We start from the raw sequence: 21,576 nt of genomic DNA, 5'->3' as shown, positions 1-21,576 counted from the left end.
GCGGCAAGTGTAGCCGAACGGCTGCGGCCAACCCGTACGGGGCCGTGCGGTGTAGCGCAGGGGCGGGTCGGGCTGCGGGGTCAGCGGCGCGGGTCGGCCGCGGCCGGCGCGGCGGCGACCAGCGCCGGGCTGCCGAAGGCCTGGCCGAGCTGCAGCACGAAGTCGTTGCGCGCCTGGTTCGCCTCGGCGCCCAGGTCCGCGCCGAGCGTGGCGGTGGCCGCGGTGAACTGCAGCATGGCCTGGAAGTAGTCCTTCTGCAGCTGGCGCTGCTGTGCCGGATCGGACGCATGCAGATAGCGGGCGTAGACCTGGCGCAGCGGCGCGGCGTGCGCCTCGAACGCCGGGGCCAGCGGCGGCAATGCCGGCGGCGCGGTCTCCAGCGTGCGCCGCGGCGCGCGCCAGCCCGGTGCGCGCTGCTGGGCGAAGTAGCCGGGCTGGCCGCTGCCGGCCTCGTAGTAGGCGATGAACTCGGCGGCGCCGAACAGCTTGGACTTGATGTTGCCGCCGCGGTCGGCGACGTAGGTCATGGCACGCTCGGGAAACGGTTCGCGCAGTCCGTAGTCCCACTGCTTGCCGATGAACAGCGCGTGCCGCGCCTCGAACGGGCCGCGCACCGTCACCCCTTGCAGGGTCACGGCGTTCTCCACCGTGCCGAAGTTCTTCAGCTTGGACGCATCGGTGACGTAGATCTCGCGGCCGATCACGTAGTCGGACAGGGTCGGGTTGATCAGCCCGCCGTCGCCGCCGGCGTAGACGATGAAGGGCACCTCGCCCAGCGCGGCGGTCCGCAGCCGGTGCGCGCCGGGCGCCAGCGTGAGCGGGATCGCGCTGTCCGCGGCCACGGTGTGGGCCTGGTCGTCGACGACGATGTGCAGCGGTGCCGACGTCGGGTTGTCGACCACGAAGCGCTGCGCCGACTCGCCGCAACCGCCGAGCAGCGCGGCGCACAACAGCAGGGGCAGGAAACGCGTCATGGGCGGTGCTCGGTGTGTGCGGAAGGGAATGGTTGGCGCGAGGAGCGGCGTTGCGGACTCAGGTCGCCCACGGCGGGTTGTACTTCACCTTGACCGTGCGCACTCCCGGATCGGCGCGCAGCATGTCCAGCAGCTGCGGATCCACCCGCACCGACTGGCTGCCGTTGAGGTCGAGCATGCCGGCCACGCCGCCTTGCGCGCTGCGCAGCAGCAGGTCCAGGCGCAGCGGCGTCTTGCCCGGACGGTGGCGCGCCAGCAGCGCGTCGATGCGCCGCCAGGTGTCGCGCTGGCGCAGGTCCAGGCGCAGCGACAGGCGCTGCGCGTGGTGCGTGCAGATCTGCTCGTAGTCCCAGCACTGGCGGATGCGCAGCGCGTAGCCGCCGTTGAATTCGTCCTCGCGCAGGCCGCCCTTGACGATCAGGATGCGGTCGCGGGTGAGCAGGTGCCCGAACTCGGCGATCGCATCGGAGAACGCGCTGCATTCCACGCGCCCGCGTCCGTCCTCCAGCTGCACGAAGATCTGGCTGTCGCCCTTGCGCCGCACCCCGACCACCTGGCCGGCGAGGATCGCGCTGGTTTCCGGGCGCCAGGCGCGCTTCTCGCCATCGCCGCCGCCGCGTCCGCCGCCGGACTGCGAACAGATCTTGTCCAGCGCGCTCAGGTCGCAGCCGACCAGGTCGCGGACCTCGTCGCGGTACGGGTCGAACGGGTGCCCGCTGAGGTAGAAGCCCAGCGTTTCGCGCTCGCCGGACAGCAGCTGGCCCAGCGGCCATTCCTTGCTTTCCGGCAGTTCCAGGCGCAGCGCCGGGGCGCTGGTGTCGGCGCCGCCGAACAGCGAGTTCTGCCCCGAGGCGCGTTCGCGCGCCATCTGCTCGGTGGCCTTGAGCACTTCCGGCAGCTGCAGCATCAATGTGGCGCGGTTGCTGCCCAGCCCGTCCATCGCGCCGGCGTTGATCATCGCCTCCAGCGTGCGCTTGTTGAGCTTGGCCGATTCGACCCGGGTGCAGAAATCCAGCAGCGTGGCGTATTGTCCGCCGCGCTCGCGCTCGGCCACGATCGCCTCGCAGGCGCCGCGGCCCACGCCCTTGATCGCGCCCAGGCCGTACTGGATGGTGTCCGGTGTGGCCGCTTCGAACATGTACGCCGAGGCATTGAGCCGCGGCGGCAGCACGGTCAGGCCGAGGTTGCGCACCTCGTCGAGGAAGCCGACCACCTTGTCGGTGTTGTCCATGTCCGAGGACAGCGTGGCGGCCATGAACTCGGCCGGGTAGTGCCGCTTCAGCCACGCGGTCTGGTAGCTGACCAGCGCGTAGGCGGCGGCGTGCGACTTGTTGAAGCCGTAGCCGGCGAACTTCTCCATCAGGTCGAAGATCTCGTCGGCCTTGGCCTGGCCGACGCCGCCCTTGGCCGCGCCCTCGCGGAAGATCTCGCGGTGCTTGGCCATTTCCGCCGGCACCTTCTTGCCCATCGCGCGGCGCAGCAGGTCGGCGCCGCCCAGCGAGTAGCCGCCGACGATCTGCGCCATCTGCATCACCTGCTCCTGGTACACCATGATGCCGTAGGTGTCCTTCAGGATCGCTTCGGTGCGCGGATCGGGATAGATGATCTCCTGCTGGCCGTGCTTGCGCGCGTTGAAGTCCGGGATCAGGTCCATCGGACCGGGCCGGTACAGCGACACCAGCGCGATCAGGTCCTCGAAGCGGTCGGGCTTGGCGTCCTTCAGCAGCCGCCGCATGCCCGAGGATTCGAACTGGAACACCGCGCCGGTATTGCCCGAGGCGAAGATGTCCTTGTAGGTGGGCATGTCGTCCAGCGGCAGCGTGGCGATGTCCAGCGGCGCCTCGCCGGTCCTGGCGCGGCGCACGTTGATCGCCTTCACCGCCCAGTCGATGATGGTCAGCGTGCGCAGGCCGAGGAAGTCGAACTTGACCAGGCCGACCTGCTCGACGTCGTCCTTGTCGAACTGGGTCACCGGGTTCTTGCCCAGGCCGTCGACGTCGTGTTCGGCGAACAGCGGGCAGAAGTCCGACAGCGGCGTCGGCGCGATCACCACGCCGCCGGCGTGCTTGCCGGCGTTGCGGGTCAGGTCCTCGAGCTGCCGCGCCAGGTCCATCAAGTCGCGGACGTCGTCCTCGCTCTGGTAGCGCTGGATCAGCTCCGGCGAAGCCATCTCCGATTCCTTGCCTTCGCCCATCGCATCCTTCAGCGTGATGCCCAGGATGTTCGGGATCAGCTTGGCCACGCCGTCGACCAGGCCGTACGGGAAGCCGAGCACGCGGCCGCAGTCGCGCACCACCGCCTTGGCCGCCATGGTGCCGTAGGTGATGATCTGGCTGACCCGGTCGCGCCCGTACTTGCGCGCGACGTAGTCGATCACCTCGTCGCGGCGGTCCATGCAGAAGTCGATGTCGAAGTCGGGCATCGACACGCGTTCGGGGTTGAGGAAGCGCTCGAACAGCAGGTTGTAGGGCAGCGGGTCCAGGTCGGTGATCTGCAGCGCCCACGCCACCAGCGAGCCGGCGCCGGAACCGCGGCCCGGGCCGATCGGGATGCCGTGGTTCTTGCCCCACTGGATGAAGTCGGCCACGATCAGGAAGTAGCCGGGGAAGCCCATCTTGATGATGGTGTCCAGCTCGAATTCCAGCCGGTCGACGTAGTCCTGTCGGGTCTTGCCCGGCGCCAGCGGGTTCTTCTCCAGGCGCGCGTCCAGGCCGTCGCGGGACTGCCTGCGGATCCAGCTGTCCAGCGTCTCGTCGTCGGGCACCGGATAGGCGGGCAGGAAGTAGGTGCCCAGCTGCATCTCGATGTTGCAGCGCTGCGCCAGCGCCAGCGTGTTGTCCACCGCATCGGGGATGTCGGCGAACAGCGCGGCCATGTCCTCGGCCGATTTGAGGTATTGCTGGTCGCTGTACTCGCGCGGGCGCTTGGGGTCGTCGAGCACGCGGCCCGACGAGATGCACACGCGCGCCTCGTGCGCGGCGAAATCGCTGGCGTACAGGAAGCGCACGTCGTTGCTGGCGACCACCGGCAGCCCGCGCATGCCGGCGGCGTGCAGCGCGAACTGGTTGAACGCGTCCTCGCCGTCGCGGCCGGTGCGGGTCAGTTCCAGGTGCAGGCCGTCGCCGAAGCTGCGCTGCCAGTCGGCCAGCTGCTGCTCGGCCAGGTCGTGGCGCCCTTCGCTGGCCAGGCGTCCGGCCAGGCTCTCGCGCCCGGCCAGCGCGAACAGGTTGTCGCAGCCGGTCTTCAGCCAGTCCGAGCGGATCGCCACGCCGCCTTCGTTGCGGTGGCCTTCCAGCCAGGCGCGGGTCAGCAGCCGCGACAGGCTCAGGTAGCCGTCGCGGTTGCGGCACAGCACGGTCAGCCGCCACGGGGTCTCGGCGGCGCTGTCGGCGATCAGCAGGTCGGCGCCGGCGATCGGCTTGATGCCCACGCCCTCGGCGGCCTTGTAGAACTTGACCAGCGCGAACAGGTTGTTCAGGTCGGTGACCGCGAGCGCCGGCAGGTTCAACTCGACCGCGCGGCTGAGCAGGTTGGCCTGCTTGGCTTTCTTCGGGTCGGCCTGATCCGGTTTCTCGGGCACACGGATGGTCGAATCCGCCAGCGAGAACTCGGTGTGGACGTGCAGATGGACGAAACGGGAAGTGGACATGCGGAACCAGGACGATGCCCGGTCAGGTTAGCGGCGGGGGCGCAGGCGAACAAGGCTTGACAGGTGGGACTCGGGACTCGGGACTCGGGACTCGGGACTCGGGACTCGGGACTCGGGACCGGTCTCATTTGGGTTTGAGCGAGACCTAGCCGGCGTTGATCGCTTCCGTGGCGCCTGTGCTTGCGAAATCCGCATTTGCTTCGCCGAGTCCCGGCTCCCAAGTTCCGAGTCCCGGCTCCCCAAGCGCGCGGCGCACCGGCGCGAAGCTGCGCCGGTGCTGCGGGCACGGGCCATGGGTCTGCAGGGCCGCAAGGTGAGTTGGCGTGCTGTAGCCCTTGTGCAGGTCGAAGCGGTAGTGCGGATGCTGCTCGTGCAACTGCCGCATCAGGCGGTCGCGGGTCACCTTGGCCACGATCGACGCGGCCATGATCGCGCGGTCGCGCGCATCGCCGCCGATCAGGGCCTCGGCCGCGCACGGCAGGCCCTTGGGAAGGCGGTTGCCGTCGATGCGCGCGAACTGGGCCACATGCGCCACGCCCTCGACCGCGCGGCGCATGCCGAGCATCGTCGCCTGGTAGATGTTGATGCGGTCGATCTCTTCGCTGTCGATCAGCACCACCGACCAGGCCAGCGCGCGTTCGACGATGCGCGCGTACAGCAGCTCGCGGCGCTCGGGGCTGAGCTGCTTGGAGTCGTCCAGCCCGTTGATGCGCGGTTTGGACGGATCGAACACCACCGCGGCCACCGCCACCGGCCCGGCCAGCGGACCGCGCCCGGCCTCGTCGACGCCGGCGTAAAGCCGGGACTGGGGACCCGGGACTCGGGACTCGGGAAGCAGGAACTGCTGCGGCGATATGCGATCGGGATGCTTCATGCCGTTGCTTCTTCCGGGTCCCGAGTCCCGAGTCCCGAGTCCCGGCTCCCAAGCAACTCCGCCACCGCATCGGCCGCGCGCTCCGAGGCGTTCTGGCGCAGCAGCCGGTGCAGCCGATCGTATTCGGGCAGCAGCGCGTCCACCGCCTGCGGGTCGCGCAGCCAGTGCAGCATCGCGGCCGACAGCGTGTCCGCGGTGCAGTCGTCCTGCATCAGTTCCGGCGCCAGGTCGTGCCCGGCGAGGATGTTGGGCAGCGCGTAGCGGTCCACTTTCAGCAGGCCCAGCGCCTTGACGATGCGGTAGGTCAGCGGCGCCACCTTGTAGCCGACCACCATCGGCCGCTTCACCAGCATCGCCTCCAGCGTCGCGGTGCCCGACGCCAGCAACACCACGTCGGCCGCCAGCATCGCGGTGCGCGCCTGGCCGTCGAGCAGGTGCGAATACACCACCGGCAGCGCCGAGCGCGAGAGCTGTTCGGCGATCAGCGCCTTGCAGGCGGCGTTGGCCGCCGGCACCACCACGTGCGCGCCCGGCACCTGCTGCAGCACCTGCCAGGCGGCGGCGAAGAAGGTGTCGCCGAGCCGGCCGATCTCACCGAGCCGGCTGCCCGGCAGCACCGCCAGCACGGTCGCGCCGCTCGGCAGCCCGAGCTCGGCGCGCGCGGCATCGCGGTCGTTGCGCAGGGAGATCGCATCGGCCATCGGATGGCCGACGAAGCGCGCGTCCACGCCGTGCCGGGCGTAAATCGGCGGCTCCATCGGGAACAGGCACAGCACCCGGTCGGCGCTGGCGCCGATCTTGGCCGCGCGCTTCTCGCGCCAGGCCCAGACCGAGGGGCTGACGTAGTGCACGGTGCGGATGCCGCGTTGCTTGAACCAGCGTTCCACGCCCAGGTTGAAGTCCGGCGCATCGATGCCGACGACCATGTCCGGCCGCCAGGCCAGCGCACGCTCGCGGAACGCGCGGCGCAGCTTCAGCAGCCGCGGCAGGTGCCGCAGCACTTCGCTCAGTCCCATCACCGCCAGTTCGCTGGCGTCGAACCAGGTCTGGCAGCCGGCGCTGCGCATCGCATCGCCGCCGATGCCTGCGAACTGCGCCTCGGGATAGCGCACGCGCAGCGCCTCGATCAACCCGGCGCCGAGCTGGTCGCCGGACGCCTCGCCGGCGATGAGGACGACGCGCAGCTTCGCTGCGCCGGGACTCGGGACTCGGGACTCGGGACTCGCAGCGCGGGACTCGAAAGGCGCGTTGCCGCCTTGAATCTGCTCCGTGGAACCGTTGGAGCCGTCCGATGAAACGCTGCTCCGGGTCCCGAGTCCCGAGTCCCGAGTCCCGATGTTCATCGCAACAACGGCCGCTCGCCGGCCTCGATGAACTCCAGCATCGCGCGCACGTCGTCGCTGGTTTCGGCGATCTGCGCCAGCTGCTGCTTGGCTTCGGCCAGCGGCAGCCCGGCCACGTACAGCGCGCGGTAGGCGCGCTTGATCGCGGCCACGCGCTCGCTGTCGAAGCCGCGGCGCTTCAGCCCTTCGCTGTTGATGCCGCGCGGGCGGCCGAGCGAATTGCCGCCGACCATGGTGAACGGCGGCACGTCGCCGTTGACCAGCGCGCCCATGCCGAGGAAGGCGTGGTCGCCGATGCGGCAGAACTGGTGCGCGCCGGCGAAGCCGCTGATGATCACGTGGTCGCCGACTTCGACGTGGCCGGCCAGGGTGGTGTTGTTGGAGAACACGCAGTGGTCGCCGACGCTGCAGTCGTGCGCGACGTGGGTGTAGGCCAGGAACCAGTTGTCGTTGCCGACGCGGGTGACGCCGCCGCCGTTGCCGGTGCCGCGGTTGACGGTGACGAACTCGCGGATCACGTTGCGGTCGCCGATCACCAGCTCGGTGCGCTCGCCGGCGAACTTCTTGTCCTGCGGATCGCCGCCGAGCGCGACATGGCCGACCAGATGGTTGTCGCGGCCGAGCCGGGTCGGGCCGGTGATGCTGCAGTGCGGGCCGATCACGCTGCCGGCGCCGATCTCCACCTCCGCGCCGATCAGGGTGAAGGCGCCGACGCGCACGTCGGCGGCGAGCACGGCGCCCGGATCGACGACGGCGGTGGGATGGATCAACGGTGCGCTAGCTGACATGCCGGCCTCCTCAGGGTTTGCGCGAGCCCGCGCACAGCACCTCGGCCGACGCCACGACTTCGCCGGCGACCTTGCCGACGCCGTGGTACCAGGCCATGTTGCGGATGATCCGCTTCACTTCCACGTGCAGCTCGAGCACGTCGCCGGGCACCACCATCTTGTTGAAGCGCGCGTTCTCGACCTTGACCATGTAGAACAGCTGCGACTCGGCGTTGCGGCCCAGCGACAGCTGGGTGAGGATGCCGCCGGCCTGCGCCAGCGCCTCGATCACCATCACGCCCGGCATGATCGGCTGGTTGGGGAAATGGCCCTGGAAGAACGGCTCGTTGATGGTGACGTTCTTGTGCGCCACGATGCTCTTGCCGAGATCCAGCTCGACCACGCGGTCCACCAGCAGGAACGGATAGCGGTGGGGGATCAACGTCTGGATCATGGTGACGTCGATCGGGAGCTGCAGCGTGTCGTTCATTCCTTCTCCTTGCCCACCGCGGCGATGCGCCGAGCGAGGCTGTCGAGCTGTTTGAAGCGCGCGGCGTTCTTGCGCCACGTGCGGGTATCGGTCAGCGGCGTGCCGGACGAGTATTCGCCGGGCTCGTGGATGGAGTTGCGCACCACCGACTTGCCGGTGATCACCACCTTGTCGCAGATCTCCAGGTGGCCGACCACGCCGACGTGGCCGCCGAGCATGCAGTAGCGGCCGATCTTGGCGCTGCCGGCGATGCCGGTGCAGCCGGCGATCGCGCTGTGCGCGCCGATGCGGCAGTTGTGCGCGATCTGCACCAGGTTGTCGATGCGCACGTCTTCCTCGAGCACGGTGTCCTCCAGCGCGCCGCGGTCGATGCAGGCGTTGGCGCCGATCTCGCAGTCGTCGCCGATCACCACGCCGCCCAGCTGCGGCACCTTGATCCAGTGGCCGGCGTCCATGGCCAGGCCGAAACCGTCCGCGCCGATCACCGCGCCGGGATGGATGCGGATGCGCTTGCCCAGCCGCACCCGGGTGACCAGGGTGACCCGGGCGATGAGTTCGGTGCCGTCGCCGACCACGCAATCCTCGCCGATCACGCTGCCGGCGCCGATCACGCAGCCGTCGCCGATCACGCTGCGTGCGCCGATGCTGACGAACGGGCCGACATGCGCGCTAGGCGAGACGCGCGCGCTGGGATCGACCACCGCCATCGGGTGCACGCCCGCTTCGCGCGCCGGCGCGATGTCGAACAGCGCGGCGATCTTGGCGAAGGCGGTGTACGGGTCCTTGGCGATCAGCGCGGTGCCCGGCGCGGACGGCGCATCGTCGGCGCGCAGGACCACGATCGAGGCGCGGCTGTCGGCCAGCTGCGCGCGGTAGCGCGGGTTGGCCAGGAAGCTGAGCTGTCCGGGACCGGCATGGGCCAGCGTGGCGACGCCGTGGATCGTCGTCTCGCCCGGGCCATGCAGCTGCAGCCCGAAGCGCTCGGCGATGTCGTGTGCGGTATAGGTAGGAGTATTCACACCGGGATTCTACCGTGTGCCATCACCCCGGTCATGCTGCCCCTGCGCAGCAGCCATCGTGGCGCGGATCAGCCACCGCATGCGGACCGGTCAGCTGCGGTCAGTCAACTGGAGAAAAGCCCCCTTTAGTAAAGGGGGCGCGCCGACAGGCGCGGGGATCTGGAAGCATATGAGCTGGGGCCCGCGATTTGCACCGCAAATCGTGGGGCGTCAGCGCGAACGCGATGACGCGCTCGGGGCGCGCCGACAGGCGCGGGGATTTGGAAGGCCAAGCTCCGATCCCCATGCTCCCGCACAGCGGGAGCATGGGCCGCCAGGGCCACGCCCTGGCGGCGGGTGGGCAGTTCGTCAGAACTGCCCACCAAAGGTGAACTGCAGACGCTCGATCTCGTCGTTGTCTTCCTTCTTCAGCGGCACCGCATAGCTGATCGAGATCGGCCCGACCGGCGCGCGCCACAGCAGCGCCACGCCGGTGGAGGCGCGCAGTTCGTTGGTCTTGTAGTTGTCCACGCCGTTGAACACGTTGCCGACGTCGACGAACGCGGAGATGCGCGCCGACGGGCTGTCGAACAGCCGCGGGAAGTACATTTCCGCCGAACCGACGGTCTTGAACGAGCCGCCCAGCGGCTGGCCGCGGCTGTACGAGGAGGTGGCCTCCGAACGCGGGCCGAGGGTGTTGTCCTCGAAGCCGCGCACCGAGTTGGTGCCACCGGCATAGAAGTTCTCATAGAACGGCAGGCCCGACGCGGTCACGCGGCGGATCAGGTTGCTTCCATCGCAGGCCGCCGCTGTGTAGGTGTTGTTCTGCTCCACGCCGCAGATGTCGCGCGAGACGTCGTTGCCGTAGCTATCGCCGTAGCCGAACTCGGCGCGGGTGTTGAGCACCAGCGACGGGATGATCGTCCAGTACTTGGAGATCTGGTAGCTCAGCTTGTAGTACTCGACGGTCGAGCCGGGCAGGGTGGCTTCCAGGCCGACGCGCTGGTACATGCCGCGGGTCGGCATGAAGTAGTCGTTGCGGGTGTCGCGCGCCCAGCCCAGTTCGCTGCGCCACGCATGGAAGGTGCGCTGGCCGATCGCATCGATGTAGTTGATGATCGCCCTTGGGGTGAATCCGGTGTAGGTGGTGATCTGGTTGCTGTCGATGCCGAACATCACCGACACGGTGTCGTTCTCGGTGATCGGCACGCCGAAGATCACCTGCGCCGCACCGTTGGTGCTGTTGTACTGCGCGGTGCCGAAGTCGGAGTAGTCCAGCTTGCGGTACGAGACGTTGTAGCCCAGCGAGACGCCGTCGTCGGTGAAGAACGGGTTGGTATAGGAGAACGAGTAGCGCTCCTGGTAGCTGCTGCGCGAGGCGTCCACCGCCACGCGGTTGCCGCCGCCGAGGAAGTTGTTCTGCGACAGCTGGATCGACGTGGTCACGCCGTAGGTCTGCGAATAGCCCAGGCCGAAGGTGAAGCTGCCGGAGGTGGTTTCCTTGACGTTGTAGACCACGTCCACCTGGTCGTTGCTGCCCGGCACCGGCGGCGTTTCCACGTCCACCGACTCGAAGTAGCCCAGGCGCTGCAGGCGGATCTTGGAACGGTCGATCGCCGCCTGCGAGTACCAGCTGTCCTCGAACTGGCGCATCTCGCGGCGCAGCACTTCGTCGGAGGTGCGGGTGTTGCCCCTGAACACGATGCGGCGCACGGCCACGCGCGGGCCCGGCACCACCTGCAGGTTGACGGCGACGGTGCGCTTTTCGCGGTCGCTGGTCGGGATCGGGTTGACCTTGGCGAAGGCGTAGCCGATGTTGCTCAGCGTGTTGGTGATCGCGTCGGAACTGAACTCGAGCAGCGCGCGCGAGAACGTGTCGCCGGGCTTGGGGATCACCAGCTTCTCGACTTCTTCCTGCGGCAGCACGGTGTCGCCGGTGACCTTGATCTCGGAGATCTTGTACTGCTCGCCTTCGGTGATGCCGGCGGTCAGGTACATGTCGCGCTTGTCGGGGCTGATCGAGACCTGGGTGGAGTCGATGCTGAAATCGACGTAGCCGCGGTCCAGGTACCAGGAATTGAGCTTCTCCAGGTCGCCGGACAGCTTCTCCTTGGAGTACTGGTCGTCGCGGCGGTACCACGACAGCCAGTTGTGCTCGCGCGATTCCCAGCCTTCCAGGATGTCCTCGTTGGCGAACTTCTCGGTGCCCACCAGGTTGACGTGCTGGATCTTCGCCGCCTTGCCTTCCTTGATCGCGATCGCCACGTCGACGCGGTTGCGGTCCAGCGGGCTCACCGTCGGGGTGATCTCCACGTTGTACTTGCCGCGGTTGTTGTACTGGCGGGTCAGCTCCTGGGTCACCCGGTCCAGGCTCAGCCGGTCGAAGGTGCCGCCCTCGGTCAGGCCGATGTCCGACAGGCCCTTGAGCAGCTCTTCGCTCTTGATGTCCTTGTTGCCGGTGACGGTGAGCTTGTTGATCGCCGGGCGTTCCTTGACCGTGACCACCAGGATGTTGTCCTGGCGATCGACCTGCACGTCCTCGAAGAACCCGGTGCGGTACAGCGCGCGGATCGCGTCGCCGACCTTGGCGTCGTCGACCGTGTCGCCGCGCTCGACCGGCAGGTAGGTGAAGACGGTGCCGGAGGAAATGCGCTGCAGGCCGTCGACGCGGATGTCGCTGGCGGTGAAGGGCTCCATCGCCTGCGCCAGGGCCGGCAAGCCGAGGCTGGCGGCGAGGGCGAGGGCAAGCAGGCGGCGAGTGGGAAATCTCGTCATGTCACGTCCGGTAGAGGTCGATATCGTTGTTGCATGGGCGCCGGCGCAAGACGACGACAGCGGGATCGAGTGAATCAGCATCGGGTTCATCGCAGGACCAGGCCGAAGATGTCGTTGTAGAACGCCAACCCCATCAGCCCGGCCAGCATCGCCAGGCCGACGAACTGCCCCGCGGCCATGGCACGCTCGCTGAGCGGGCTGCCCTTGACCAACTCGATAAGGTAATACAGCAGGTGCCCGCCGTCCAAGATCGGGATCGGCAGCAGGTTTATGATCGCCAGGCTCAGCGACAGCAGCGCCAGGAAGTTCAGGAACCAGTCCGGGCCGCGCTTGGCCGAGGCGTTGGCGACCCGGGCGATGGTGATCGGCCCGGAGATGTTCTTCACCGACGCCTGGCCGGTGAGCATGCGCCGCATCATCCCCAGCGAATCGGCGGCCAGCTTGCCGGTCTCGCGGAACGCGGCCGGGACCGCCGCCAGCGGGCCGTACTGCCGCTTGGCGTCGAACGCCGGCCGCGCCTGCGCGGCGATGCCGATGCCCAGCGCCCAGCCCGGCCGCTGCGGGTCGTCGCTGCGCCTGGGCGTCACTTCCAGCGCCAGGCGCTCGCCGTTGCGCTCGACCTCGATCATGCCGCTGCCCTGCCGGCCCAGCGCCTGCACCTGCGGCGCGACCTGGTCGGCGCTGTCGATCGGGTGCCCGTCCACCGCCAGGATGCGGTCGCCGGGCCGCAGCAGGCCGCTGGCCGCCGAGCCCTCGGTCACCTCGGACACGATCGCCGGCTGCAGCCAGAAGCGCCAGGTGAAGCCGGCCAGGGTCGGCACCTGCTGCTCGTCGAAGCCGACCGGCAGCTGCGACAGGCGCAGCGTGTGCGTGCGCGCGTTGCCCTGCGCGTCCTCGGTGTCGATGCGCACGTCCTGCCGGTCCATCGCGGCCACGGTCAGCTGCATGCTGGCATCGCTCCAGGTGGCGGCCTCGCGCTCGCCGATGCGGACGATGCGCTCGCCGGGCTGGAAGCCGGCCTGCAGCGCCAGCCCGTCGGCGCGGCCGACCACCGGCGCGTAGTCCTGCTTGCCGATCACGAACATCGCCCACAGCAGCGCCACGCACAGCACCAGGTTGGCGATGGGGCCGGCGGCGACGATGGCGATGCGCTGCCATACGCTCTTGCGGTTGAAGGCGTGCGGATATTCGGCCGGATGCACGTCGCCTTCGCGCTCGTCGAGCATCTTCACGTAGCCACCGAGCGGAATGGCGGCGATCGCGAACTCGGTGCCGTGGCGGTCGCGGCGCGACCACAGCGGCTTGCCGAAGCCGACCGAGAAGCGCAGCACCTTGACCCCGCAGCGGCGGGCGACCCAGAAATGGCCGAACTCGTGGAAGGTCACCAGCACGCCCAGGCTGACGATCATCCACCAGACGGACCCGATGAAATCACCCATGCGCGTGGCTCATAGGGGCGTGCGTCTCAGACATGGGCAGGCTGGCGGGCAATGGCGAGTTCGGTGATCTTGCGCGATTGCGCGTCCGCTGCCAGCAGCGCGTCCAGGGAGTCGGCCGCGCCCGCAGGCAGCACGGTCAGGGCGTTCTCGACCAGCGCAGGAATCGATAGGAAACCGATACGGCCCTGAAGAAAGGCTGAAACGGCCACTTCGTTGGCCGCGTTCAGGATCGCAGGCGCGGTGCCGCCGGCCTGCATCGCGCGCCAGGCCAGGCCCAGGCAGGGGAATGCCGCCGGGTCCGGGGCCTCGAAATCCAGGCGTCCATGGGCCAGCAGGTCCAGCCCGGCCACCCCCGACTCGATCCGCTCCGGCCAGCCCAGGCCCACCGCCAGGGTGGTGCGCATGTCCGGCAAACCCATCTGCGCCAAGGTGGAACCGTCGATGAATTCGACCAGCGAGTGCACCAGGCTCTGCGGGTGCACCAGCACGTCGATGCGCGAAGGCGCAAGCCCGAACAGGTGGTGCGCCTCGATCACCTCCAGGCCCTTGTTCATCAGCGTCGCCGAGTCCACCGAGATCTTCGGCCCCATCGACCATTTCGGATGCGCTACCGCCTGCGCCGGGGTCACCGCCTGCAGCCGGGCGCGGTCCCAGCCGCGGAACGGGCCGCCGGAAGCGGTCAGCACCACGCGGCGCACGGCCGCGCCGGTGTGGCGCGAGCGCAGGCACTGGAAGATCGCGCTGTGCTCGCTGTCGATCGGGATGATCTCGGCGCCGGCCGCGGCGGCCGCGGCGGTGACCAGCTCGCCGGCCAGCACCAGCGATTCCTTGTTGGCCAGCAGCAGGCGCTTGCCGGCGTGCGCGGCGGCCAGGGTCGAGGCCAGCCCGGCGGCGCCGACGATCGCCGCCACGACGCTGTCGCAGGCCGGCCCGGCCACCAACTGGTGCAACGCCTGCGCGCCGGCATGGGCCTCGGTGCGCAGGCCGGCCTCGCGCAGGCCGTCGCGCAGCGCCGCGTACAGCGCCGGGTCGGCGATGACCGCATGCTCCGGCCGGTGCGTGGCGCACAGCGCGAGCAGCGCGGCGACGTTGCCGCCGGCCGCCAGCACGCTGGCGCGCAACCGCTGCGGGTGGCGCGCGATCACGTCCAGCGCCGAGGCGCCGATGGAGCCGGTGGCGCCGAGGACGGCGACGCTGCGGACGGCCGGTGCGGCCATGCCGGGGCCTGCTAACGCCATGGGTAGGCCATGGCGCGATGGGCGGTGTCCGCCCGGGTGCGTGTGGCGGGGCGCCCATGCAGGCCGCGCGCGGCGGCGTGGACGCCAGGCGCGGCCGGAAAGGCCGCGCTTGGGCGCGCACGGGGCGGCGTCATCACTGGCTGGCTTGTCGACATGCGTTCTCTCGTTCTTCCTTGCCCCGCACGCGCCCAAGCGCGGCGTGACCCATCCCAACAGCGTTAGCAGGCCCTAGAACCCGAAGATTTCCTTGCCCAGCGCGAAGATCGGCAGCGCGGCGAGCACACCGTCGATCCGGTCCAGCACGCCGCCGTGGCCGGGGATCACGTTGCCCGAGTCCTTGGCGCCGACATGCCGCTTGAGCAGGCTTTCGAACAGGTCGCCGACCACCGAAGCCAGCACGCTGACCGCCGCGACGATCAGCAGCCCGGGCAGCTGCGGCACGGTGACGCCGGCCAGCCAGCCGAAGCCGGCGGCCACCAGCAGGCCGGCGAACAGGCCGCCGAGCAGGCCCTCGACCGTCTTGTTCGGGCTGATCCGCGGCGCCAGCTTGTGCCGGCCGAACAGGCGGCCGGCGAAATAGGCGCCCGAATCGGCGGCCCATACCGTGGCCAGCGCGGTCAGCAGCCAGCGGTGGCCATGGGGCTCGCCGGCGTGGAGCAGCACCAGCGCCGCCCACGCGGGCAGGATGGCCAGGGTGCCGGCGGCGAGCTTGAACACCCGCGCATAGGTGGCGTGGTCGGAGCCGAACTGGAAGAAACGCAGCCACAGCAGCGCCACGCACCACCAGCCGACGCCGACCAGCGTGGTCAGCTGGAACAGTACCAGCGACCCGGCCGAGGCCCACACCAGCAGCACCATCAGCAGCAGGTTCAGCAGCAGCAGGATGGTGCGCGGCAGGCTGTCGTCGATCTCCGCCAGCTTCAGCCATTCCCACAGGCCGACCAGGAACAGCAGCGCCGCCAGCGCCGCCAGCCACTGCGTGGGCAGCAGCAGGATGGCGCAGACGGCGGCCGGGGCCATGATCAGCGCGGCGATGACGCGGGTACGGGTCATGCGGATGTGCTCTCCGTCGCCGGGGCGGCGACCTGTGCGCTGGTCAGGCCGAAACGCCGCTCGCGGCCGGCGTAGTCGTCCAGGGCTTGTTGCAGCACCTCGGCGCCGAACTCCGGCCAGAGGGTCTCGGTGAACCACAGTTCGGTGTAGGCCAGCTGCCACAGCAGGAAGTTGCTGATCCGGGTGTCGCCGCCGGTGCGGATGAACAGGTCGGGCGCCGGCAGGTCGGCCAGCGCCATCCGCGCCGACAGCGCGGCCTCGTCGATCTGCTCCGGGCGCAGGCGCCCGGCGGCGACCTCCTCGGCCAGCGCGCGCGCGGCCTGGGCGATGTCCTGGCGGCCGCCGTAGCTGGCGGCGATGGACAGGTGCAGCGCCTGGTTGTCGCCGGTGCGCGCCTCGGCCTGGGCCATGCGCTCGCGCAGCGCCGGGGCGAAACGGCTGCGGTCGCCGATGAAGCGCACGCGCACGCCGCGCCGCTGCAGTTCCTCGACCTCGCGGTCCAGCGCGTGCAGGAACAGCTTCATCAATGCGTCCACTTCCTCCTGCGGCCGGCCCCAGTTCTCGCTGGAGAAGGCGAACAGGGTCAGCGCGGGGATGCCACGCTCCAGGCAGAAGTCGATGGTGCGGTTGACCGCGCGCGCGCCGGCGCGGTGGCCGATCACGCGCGGACGCCGGCGGCGCTGCGCCCAGCGGCCGTTGCCATCCATGATGATGGCGATATGGCGGGGTAGGGACATGGAGGCGGGGTCGTCGGGCAGGCCGGGGCGGCGCAGGCTCAGACCGCCATCAGTTCCTGTTCCTTGGCCTTGACCACCTCGTCCACGTCCTTGATCGCCTTGTCGGTCAGCTTCTGGATGTCGTCCTCGCTGGCGCGGGCCTCGTCCTCGGTGACCTTCTTGTCCTTGAGCAGGTCCTTGATCTGCTGGTTGGCGTCGCGGCGGATGTTGCGGATGGCGACCTTGCTGTCCTCGCCTTCGCCATGCACGACCTTGGACAGCTCGCGGCGACGTTCCTCGGTCAGCGCGGGCAGGTTCAGGCGGATGGTGGTGCCGGAGGTGTTCGGGGTCAGGCCCAGGTCCGAGGCCAGGATCGCCTTCTCCACCGCGCTGACCATCTGCTTTTCCCACGGGCTGATGGTCAGCGAGCGGGCGTCGGTGACCGCGACGCTGGCGACCTGGCTCAGCGGCATGTCCGAACCGTAGTAGTTGACCCGCAGGTGCTCGACCAGCGCGGTCGAGGCGCGGCCGGTACGCACCTTGATGAGCGTATGCCGCAGAGCGTCGATGCTCTTGGCCATGCGGGTCTGCGCGTCTTGTTTGATTTCGTTGAGCATCGCCGGTGTCCGTGCTGAATCTGAATCGGACGATTATAGCCGGGACCGGGGACTGCCGGGACTCGGGACAGGGGACTCGGGACTCGGAAAGGCGCGGACACCGCCGGGAGCGGGGCTTGTCGCACCGTTGCAGGCAGCCGAAGCGCTCGCATCGGTGCTGCAGTGCAATGCTCTCCGAGTCCCGAGTCCCGAGTCCCGAGTCCCGAATCCCGGCTACACTCAGCTGCGCCCCTTCACCAGCGTGCCGATGTTGGCCCCGCGCAGGATCTTCAGCAGTTCGCCGGGTTGGCCCATGTCGAAGATGCGCAGCGGCAGGTCGCTGTCGCGGGCCAGCGCGAAGGCGGCGGTGTCCATCACCTCCAGGTTGCGCGCGATCACCTCGTCGTAGGTCAGGCTGTCGAAGCGCACCGCGTCGGGGTGCTTCTTCGGGTCCTTGTCGTAGACGCCGTCGACCTTGGTCGCCTTCAGCAGCAGGTCGGCGCCGATCTCGATCGCGCGCAGCGCCGCGCCGGAGTCGGTGGTGAAGAACGGGTTGCCGGTACCGGCGGCGAAGATCGCGATGCGGCCCTTCTCCAGGTGGCGGATCGCGCGGCGGCGGATGAAGTCCTCGCACACGTCGTTGATCTTGATCGCGCTCATCACCCGCACCTTGGCGCCGAGCTTCTCCAGCGCGTCCTGCATCGCCAGCGCGTTGATCACCGTGGCCAGCATGCCCATGTGGTCGCCGGTGACCCGGTCCATGCCGCCGGCGGCCAGGCCGGCGCCGCGGAAGATGTTGCCGCCGCCGATCACCAGCGCCACTTCGGCGCCGGCCTGCTGCGCTTCGATGACCTCGTGCGCGAGGCGATTGATGACCTTGGGGTCGATGCCGTAGTCGCCGCTACCCATCAGCGCCTCCCCGGAAAGTTTCAACAGGATGCGGCGATAGGCGAGCTGGGACATAGGGACCTCGTGGGGGACGGGCAAACGAGGGCGATTCTAGCGGAAGCGGGGCGCGGAAATCTGCCGGCCGCGCGCGCGGCCGCCGCGCCGTGCCGCGCTCAGGCCAGCGTATCGCCGCTGAAGGAGCGCGCGGTGACCCGGTTGCGGCCGGTGTGCTTGGAGCGGTAGAGCATGTCGTCGGCGGCCTGCAGCAGGTCCTGCGCGGTGCTGAAGCGCTCGCGCCCGCCCTGGGTGGCGATGCCCGCGGAGAAGCTGATGTGCAGCGGGCCGCTCTTCACCTCGGTCATCGGCCGCTGGGTGATGTCGGCGAGGATGCGCCGGATCACCGCCAGCGCCGCCTCCTCGCTGGTGTTGGGCAGCAGGATCAGGAATTCCTCGCCGCCGAAGCGCGACACCGTGTCGCTGCTGCGCAGCATCGGCTGCAGGGTCTGCGCGAACGCGCGCAGCACCTGGTCGCCGATCAGGTGGCCGTGCACGTCGTTGATCTTCTTGAAGTCGTCCAGGTCGATGAAGGCCACCGACAGCGGCCAGTCGTGGCGCGTGGCCAGTTCGAACTGCTGCTCCAGCAGCACCTCCAGCTGGTGGCGGTTGTACACGCCGGTCAGCGAGTCGCGGCTGGCCTGCTCGGCGAGGCGGCGCGCGCGATGCTCCGATTCGTCGGCCTGGTGGCGTGCGCGGGTGGCCTCCTGGATCTCGCGCAGGTTGCGCAGCACCATCAGTTCCCTGGCATGGCTGATGATCGCGTCGATGCGCTCGGGCTGCCCGATGCGGACCTCGAAGATCGGCGCGATCGTCGGCAGCGCCTCGGCCATCGCGGCGATCACCTGGTCGAAGCGGCCGCTGTCCAGCTGCAGTTCGCGGTAGACCCGTTCCATCGCCTGGCGCCGCGCCGCATCGGTGTCGGCGGCCAACCAGATGTCGGCGACCAGGCCCGACAGCGCCACGCACTTGTCGAACAGCTGCTCGCTGGGCCGGGTGGCTTCGCCGCCGCCGATGCTGCGCTGCAGGTAGCCGGGAAGCTTCCATTTCTGCGCCAGCCAGGCGCCCACCTCGGCGTGGTCGCAGCCCAGGCGCTCGCGCTCCAGCGCGACCAGCGCCTCGTCGCCGTCGGCCTGGCGCAGCAGCGGCGCGTAGTCGTCGTGGCAGACGTGGAGCAGGGCCAGCGCGCCCATGTCGTGCAGCAGCCCGGCCAGCATCAGTTCCTCGTGCTTGCGCAGGCCCACGGCCTGGCCGAGCAGGCGGCTGGCCAGCGACGCCAGCACGCTGCGCCGCCAGATCCGCTCCTGCAGGTCGCCCGAGGCGGTGCCGTGGCGCAGGCTCTGCACCATCGAGAAGCCCAGCGCCAGGCTCAGCGCGGCGTTGAGCCCGAGCATGGTCAGCGCCTGGCCGAGGTTGTCGATCCGGCGCCGGCTGGCGTACAGCGGCGAATTGGCGATGCGCAGCATGCGTGCGCTCAGCGCCATGTCCATCGCGATCGCGTCGGCGGTGGTGGTGAGGTCGACCTCGGGGTCCTGGGCGAGGTCGATGATGCGCAGCGCGATCCCCGGCGGCGAGGGCAGGTTGCGGGAGTGAGCCAGGACGGCTTCGAGTTCAGGGCGCATGCGGTTCCGCGAAAGTGTGAACTGGGACAGCATACGTCCCTGCCGGTGCAGGTTAACACCAGGCAAAAAAAAGCCGCGACAGGTCGCGGCTTCTTTTCACCGGGCGCGCCGGCTCAGGCCAGGCCGGCCTGCTTCATCACTTCGGCGGCGTAGTCTTCCACCACCTTCTCGATGCCTTCGCCCACGGCCAGGCGCTGGAAGCCCAGCACCTCGGCGCCGGCGGCCTTGACCGCCTGCTCGACGGTCTGGTCGGTGTTCAGCACGTAGGGCTGGCCGTACAGGGTGACCTCGTTGACGATCTTGGCGATCTTGCCGCTGATGATCTTCTCCAGGATGTCGGCCGGCTTGGCCTTGTCCTTCTCGGACATCTTGGCCAGCTCGATCTCCTTTTCCTTGGCGACGAAGTCGGCCGGGACGTCGGAGGCCTTCACGTGCGGCGGGTTCATCGCCGCGATGTGCATGGCGATGCCGCGGGCCAGCTCGGCGTCGCCGCCCTTGACCTCGACCAGCACGCCGATGCGGCCGCCGTGCACGTAGGCGGCGACGTTGTTGGCGCTGTCGATGCGCGCCAGGCGGCGCACCTGCACGTTCTCGCCGACCTTGGCGATGACCGCGGCGCGGGCTTCCTCGACGGTCTCGCCGCCGGCCAGCTTGGCGCCCTTCAGCGCCTCGGCGTCGGCCACGGCCGAGTTCAGCGCGGCCTGGGCCACGGCGTCGGCGAAGGCCAGGAAGTTGTTGTCCTTGGCGACGAAGTCGGTCTCGGAGTTGATCTCGACCAGCACGGCCTTGCCGCCGTCCTGGGCGACCGCGATACGGCCTTCGGCGGCGACGCGGCCGGCCTTCTTGTCGGCCTTGGCCAGGCCCGACTTGCGCAGCCACTCGGCGGCGTTGTCGATGTTGCCGGCGTTCTCGGTGAGCGCCTTCTTGCACTCCATCATGCCGGCGCCGGTGCGCTCGCGCAGTTCCTTGACCAGGGAAGCAGTGATTTCCACGGGGTGACCTCACAAAAGGTGGGAAAGGGCCGGCCTGCGGCCGGCCGGTAATTCTGGGGAGCGGGCGCTTGCGACGCCCACGGACCCGGGCGCGCGGCGCGCGCCGGGATGCGGCTGCGCATGATCGCGCCGCCGCATGGCGCGCCGGTTACTCGGCGGCGGGAGCGGCTTCTTCGGCCTTCTTGCCGTTCTTGCGCGGGCCGCGGCCCTTGTCGTCGCCGGCCTCGGCGGTGAACTCTTCCTCGCGCACGCTGGCGGCGTTCGGCGCGGCGGCCTTGCCTTCCAGCACGGCGTCGGCGGCGGCGCGGGCGTACAGCTGCACGGCACGGATGGCGTCGTCGTTGCCCGGGATGGCGTAGTCCACCAGTTCCGGGTTGTAGTTGGTGTCGACCACCGCGATCACCGGAATGCCGAGCTTCTTGGCTTCCTTGATGGCGATGTCTTCATGGCCGATGTCGATGACGAACAGCGCGTCCGGCAGGCGGTTCATTTCCTTGATGCCGCCCAGCGAGGCTTCCAGCTTGTCGCGCTCGCGGCGCAGGGTCAGCACTTCGTGCTTGACCAGCTTGTCGAAGGTGCCGTCGGTCTCGGCCGCTTCCAGCTCCTTCAGGCGCGCCACCGACTGCTTGACGGTACGGAAGTTGGTCAGCGTGCCGCCCAGCCAGCGCTGGGTCATGAACGGCTGGCCGCAACGCTCGGCCTCTTCCTTCACCGAGTCGCGCGCGCTGCGCTTGGTGCCCAGGAACAGGATGGTGCCGCGCTTCTGCGCGACGCTGGAGATGAAGTTCATCGCGTCGTTGAACAGCGGAACCGTCTTCTCGAGGTTGATGATGTGGATCTTGCCGCGCGCGCCGAAGATGTACGGCGCCATCTTGGGGTTCCAGTAGCGGGTCTGGTGGCCGAAGTGGACGCCGGCTTCCAGCATCTGACGCATGGTGACCTGGGGCATTGCAGTGACTCCTGATGGGGAACCGGCCGTGCGCGGCTGTGGTAGATGGAGTCCGCGCATGGCGTGCGGGCCTTGGCGGGCTCGCACGACGATTCCGGGGTTGGGCCTCCCTGCGGCCTTACGTGTCCGAACTCCTCGCGGAGCACCCCGGCACGGGCG

Annotated in this window: 17 protein-coding genes; all 17 read right to left on the bottom strand. The window is 69.4% G+C overall.

The window, feature by feature from the left end; all coding sequences use genetic code 11:
* Nucleotides 1–80 precede the first annotated feature (80 nt).
* On the bottom strand, nt 81–974 hold the full coding sequence (locus JR065_RS01700; protein WP_206231578.1) for a hypothetical protein: 894 nt from the start codon (nt 972–974) through the stop codon (nt 81–83).
* Between the two features lie 58 nt (nt 975–1,032).
* Entirely contained in the window at nt 1,033–4,623 is a 3,591-nt protein-coding gene (gene dnaE, locus JR065_RS01695; protein ID WP_206231577.1) for a DNA polymerase III subunit alpha, read from the bottom strand.
* Between the two features lie 145 nt (nt 4,624–4,768).
* A complete protein-coding gene (locus JR065_RS01690; RefSeq protein ID WP_206231576.1) occupies nt 4,769–5,497 on the bottom strand; it encodes a ribonuclease HII in 729 nt (242 codons plus the stop codon).
* A complete protein-coding gene (gene lpxB / locus JR065_RS01685; protein ID WP_206231575.1) occupies nt 5,494–6,840 on the bottom strand; it encodes a lipid-A-disaccharide synthase in 1,347 nt (448 codons plus the stop codon). Before lpxB ends, JR065_RS01690 begins: the two co-directional genes overlap by 4 nt.
* A complete protein-coding gene (lpxA, locus tag JR065_RS01680; protein ID WP_206231574.1) occupies nt 6,837–7,628 on the bottom strand; it encodes an acyl-ACP--UDP-N-acetylglucosamine O-acyltransferase in 792 nt (263 codons plus the stop codon). The genes lpxB and lpxA overlap by 4 nt, the downstream gene beginning before the upstream one ends.
* 10 nt (nt 7,629–7,638) lie before the next feature.
* On the bottom strand, nt 7,639–8,097 hold the full coding sequence (fabZ, locus tag JR065_RS01675) for a 3-hydroxyacyl-ACP dehydratase FabZ (protein ID WP_206231573.1): 459 nt from the start codon (nt 8,095–8,097) through the stop codon (nt 7,639–7,641).
* Entirely contained in the window at nt 8,094–9,116 is a 1,023-nt protein-coding gene (lpxD, locus tag JR065_RS01670; protein ID WP_206231572.1) for a UDP-3-O-(3-hydroxymyristoyl)glucosamine N-acyltransferase, read from the bottom strand. The genes fabZ and lpxD overlap by 4 nt, the downstream gene beginning before the upstream one ends.
* Before the next feature lie 348 nt (nt 9,117–9,464).
* Nucleotides 9,465–11,870, bottom strand: a complete 2,406-nt coding sequence (gene bamA / locus JR065_RS01665) for an outer membrane protein assembly factor BamA (protein ID WP_206231571.1) — start codon at nt 11,868–11,870, stop codon at nt 9,465–9,467.
* Nucleotides 11,871–11,956: 86 nt separating this feature from the next.
* Nucleotides 11,957–13,309: an RIP metalloprotease RseP gene (gene rseP / locus JR065_RS01660; protein ID WP_206231570.1), complete on the bottom strand. Its 1,353-nt coding sequence runs from the start codon at nt 13,307–13,309 to the stop codon at nt 11,957–11,959.
* Nucleotides 13,310–13,335: 26 nt separating this feature from the next.
* Entirely contained in the window at nt 13,336–14,526 is a 1,191-nt protein-coding gene (gene dxr, locus JR065_RS01655; RefSeq protein WP_206231569.1) for a 1-deoxy-D-xylulose-5-phosphate reductoisomerase, read from the bottom strand.
* A 249-nt stretch (nt 14,527–14,775) separates the two neighbouring features.
* Nucleotides 14,776–15,600 (bottom strand): phosphatidate cytidylyltransferase, encoded by an 825-nt coding sequence (locus JR065_RS01650; RefSeq protein ID WP_206231568.1) that lies wholly within the window; start codon nt 15,598–15,600, stop codon nt 14,776–14,778.
* Nucleotides 15,597–16,337, bottom strand: a complete 741-nt coding sequence (gene uppS, locus JR065_RS01645; protein ID WP_206231567.1) for a polyprenyl diphosphate synthase — start codon at nt 16,335–16,337, stop codon at nt 15,597–15,599. The genes JR065_RS01650 and uppS overlap by 4 nt, the downstream gene beginning before the upstream one ends.
* Nucleotides 16,338–16,375: 38 nt before the next feature.
* Nucleotides 16,376–16,933: a ribosome recycling factor gene (frr, locus tag JR065_RS01640; protein ID WP_206231566.1), complete on the bottom strand. Its 558-nt coding sequence runs from the start codon at nt 16,931–16,933 to the stop codon at nt 16,376–16,378.
* Between the two features lie 219 nt (nt 16,934–17,152).
* A complete protein-coding gene (gene pyrH / locus JR065_RS01635) occupies nt 17,153–17,875 on the bottom strand; it encodes a UMP kinase (protein WP_206231565.1) in 723 nt (240 codons plus the stop codon).
* Between the two features lie 98 nt (nt 17,876–17,973).
* Nucleotides 17,974–19,476, bottom strand: a complete 1,503-nt coding sequence (locus tag JR065_RS01630; protein ID WP_206231564.1) for a sensor domain-containing diguanylate cyclase — start codon at nt 19,474–19,476, stop codon at nt 17,974–17,976.
* Between the two features lie 113 nt (nt 19,477–19,589).
* The gene (tsf, locus tag JR065_RS01625) at nt 19,590–20,468 is read right to left on the bottom strand and encodes a translation elongation factor Ts (protein ID WP_206231563.1); all 879 of its coding nucleotides are present in this window, start codon (nt 20,466–20,468) and stop codon (nt 19,590–19,592) included.
* Between the two features lie 148 nt (nt 20,469–20,616).
* Nucleotides 20,617–21,417: a 30S ribosomal protein S2 gene (rpsB, locus tag JR065_RS01620; RefSeq protein WP_206231562.1), complete on the bottom strand. Its 801-nt coding sequence runs from the start codon at nt 21,415–21,417 to the stop codon at nt 20,617–20,619.
* Nucleotides 21,418–21,576 lie beyond the last annotated feature (159 nt).

The organism is Xanthomonas sp. (assembly GCF_017163755.1).
Taxonomy (GTDB): Bacteria; Pseudomonadota; Gammaproteobacteria; order Xanthomonadales; family Xanthomonadaceae; genus Xanthomonas_A.
This window is presented reverse-complemented; position numbering and strand designations above follow the sequence as displayed.

What these genes read in the sequence shown, in the direction of transcription:
- fabZ (WP_206231573.1), bottom strand. Translation starts at nt 8,097, where the DNA reads ATGAACGACACGCTGCAGCTCCCGATCGACGTCACCATGATCCAGACG.
- uppS (WP_206231567.1), bottom strand. Translation starts at nt 16,337, where the DNA reads ATGTCCCTACCCCGCCATATCGCCATCATCATGGATGGCAACGGCCGC.
- dxr (WP_206231569.1), bottom strand. Translation starts at nt 14,526, where the DNA reads ATGGCCGCACCGGCCGTCCGCAGCGTCGCCGTCCTCGGCGCCACCGGC.
- rpsB (WP_206231562.1), bottom strand. Translation starts at nt 21,417, where the DNA reads ATGCCCCAGGTCACCATGCGTCAGATGCTGGAAGCCGGCGTCCACTTC.
- dnaE (WP_206231577.1), bottom strand. Translation starts at nt 4,623, where the DNA reads ATGTCCACTTCCCGTTTCGTCCATCTGCACGTCCACACCGAGTTCTCG.
- bamA (WP_206231571.1), bottom strand. Translation starts at nt 11,870, where the DNA reads ATGACGAGATTTCCCACTCGCCGCCTGCTTGCCCTCGCCCTCGCCGCC.
- JR065_RS01630 (WP_206231564.1), bottom strand. Translation starts at nt 19,476, where the DNA reads ATGCGCCCTGAACTCGAAGCCGTCCTGGCTCACTCCCGCAACCTGCCC.
- JR065_RS01700 (WP_206231578.1), bottom strand. Translation starts at nt 974, where the DNA reads ATGACGCGTTTCCTGCCCCTGCTGTTGTGCGCCGCGCTGCTCGGCGGT.
- JR065_RS01690 (WP_206231576.1), bottom strand. Translation starts at nt 5,497, where the DNA reads ATGAAGCATCCCGATCGCATATCGCCGCAGCAGTTCCTGCTTCCCGAG.
- frr (WP_206231566.1), bottom strand. Translation starts at nt 16,933, where the DNA reads ATGCTCAACGAAATCAAACAAGACGCGCAGACCCGCATGGCCAAGAGC.
- lpxA (WP_206231574.1), bottom strand. Translation starts at nt 7,628, where the DNA reads ATGTCAGCTAGCGCACCGTTGATCCATCCCACCGCCGTCGTCGATCCG.
- JR065_RS01650 (WP_206231568.1), bottom strand. Translation starts at nt 15,600, where the DNA reads ATGACCCGTACCCGCGTCATCGCCGCGCTGATCATGGCCCCGGCCGCC.
- pyrH (WP_206231565.1), bottom strand. Translation starts at nt 17,875, where the DNA reads ATGTCCCAGCTCGCCTATCGCCGCATCCTGTTGAAACTTTCCGGGGAG.
- lpxB (WP_206231575.1), bottom strand. Translation starts at nt 6,840, where the DNA reads ATGAACATCGGGACTCGGGACTCGGGACTCGGGACCCGGAGCAGCGTT.
- rseP (WP_206231570.1), bottom strand. Translation starts at nt 13,309, where the DNA reads ATGGGTGATTTCATCGGGTCCGTCTGGTGGATGATCGTCAGCCTGGGC.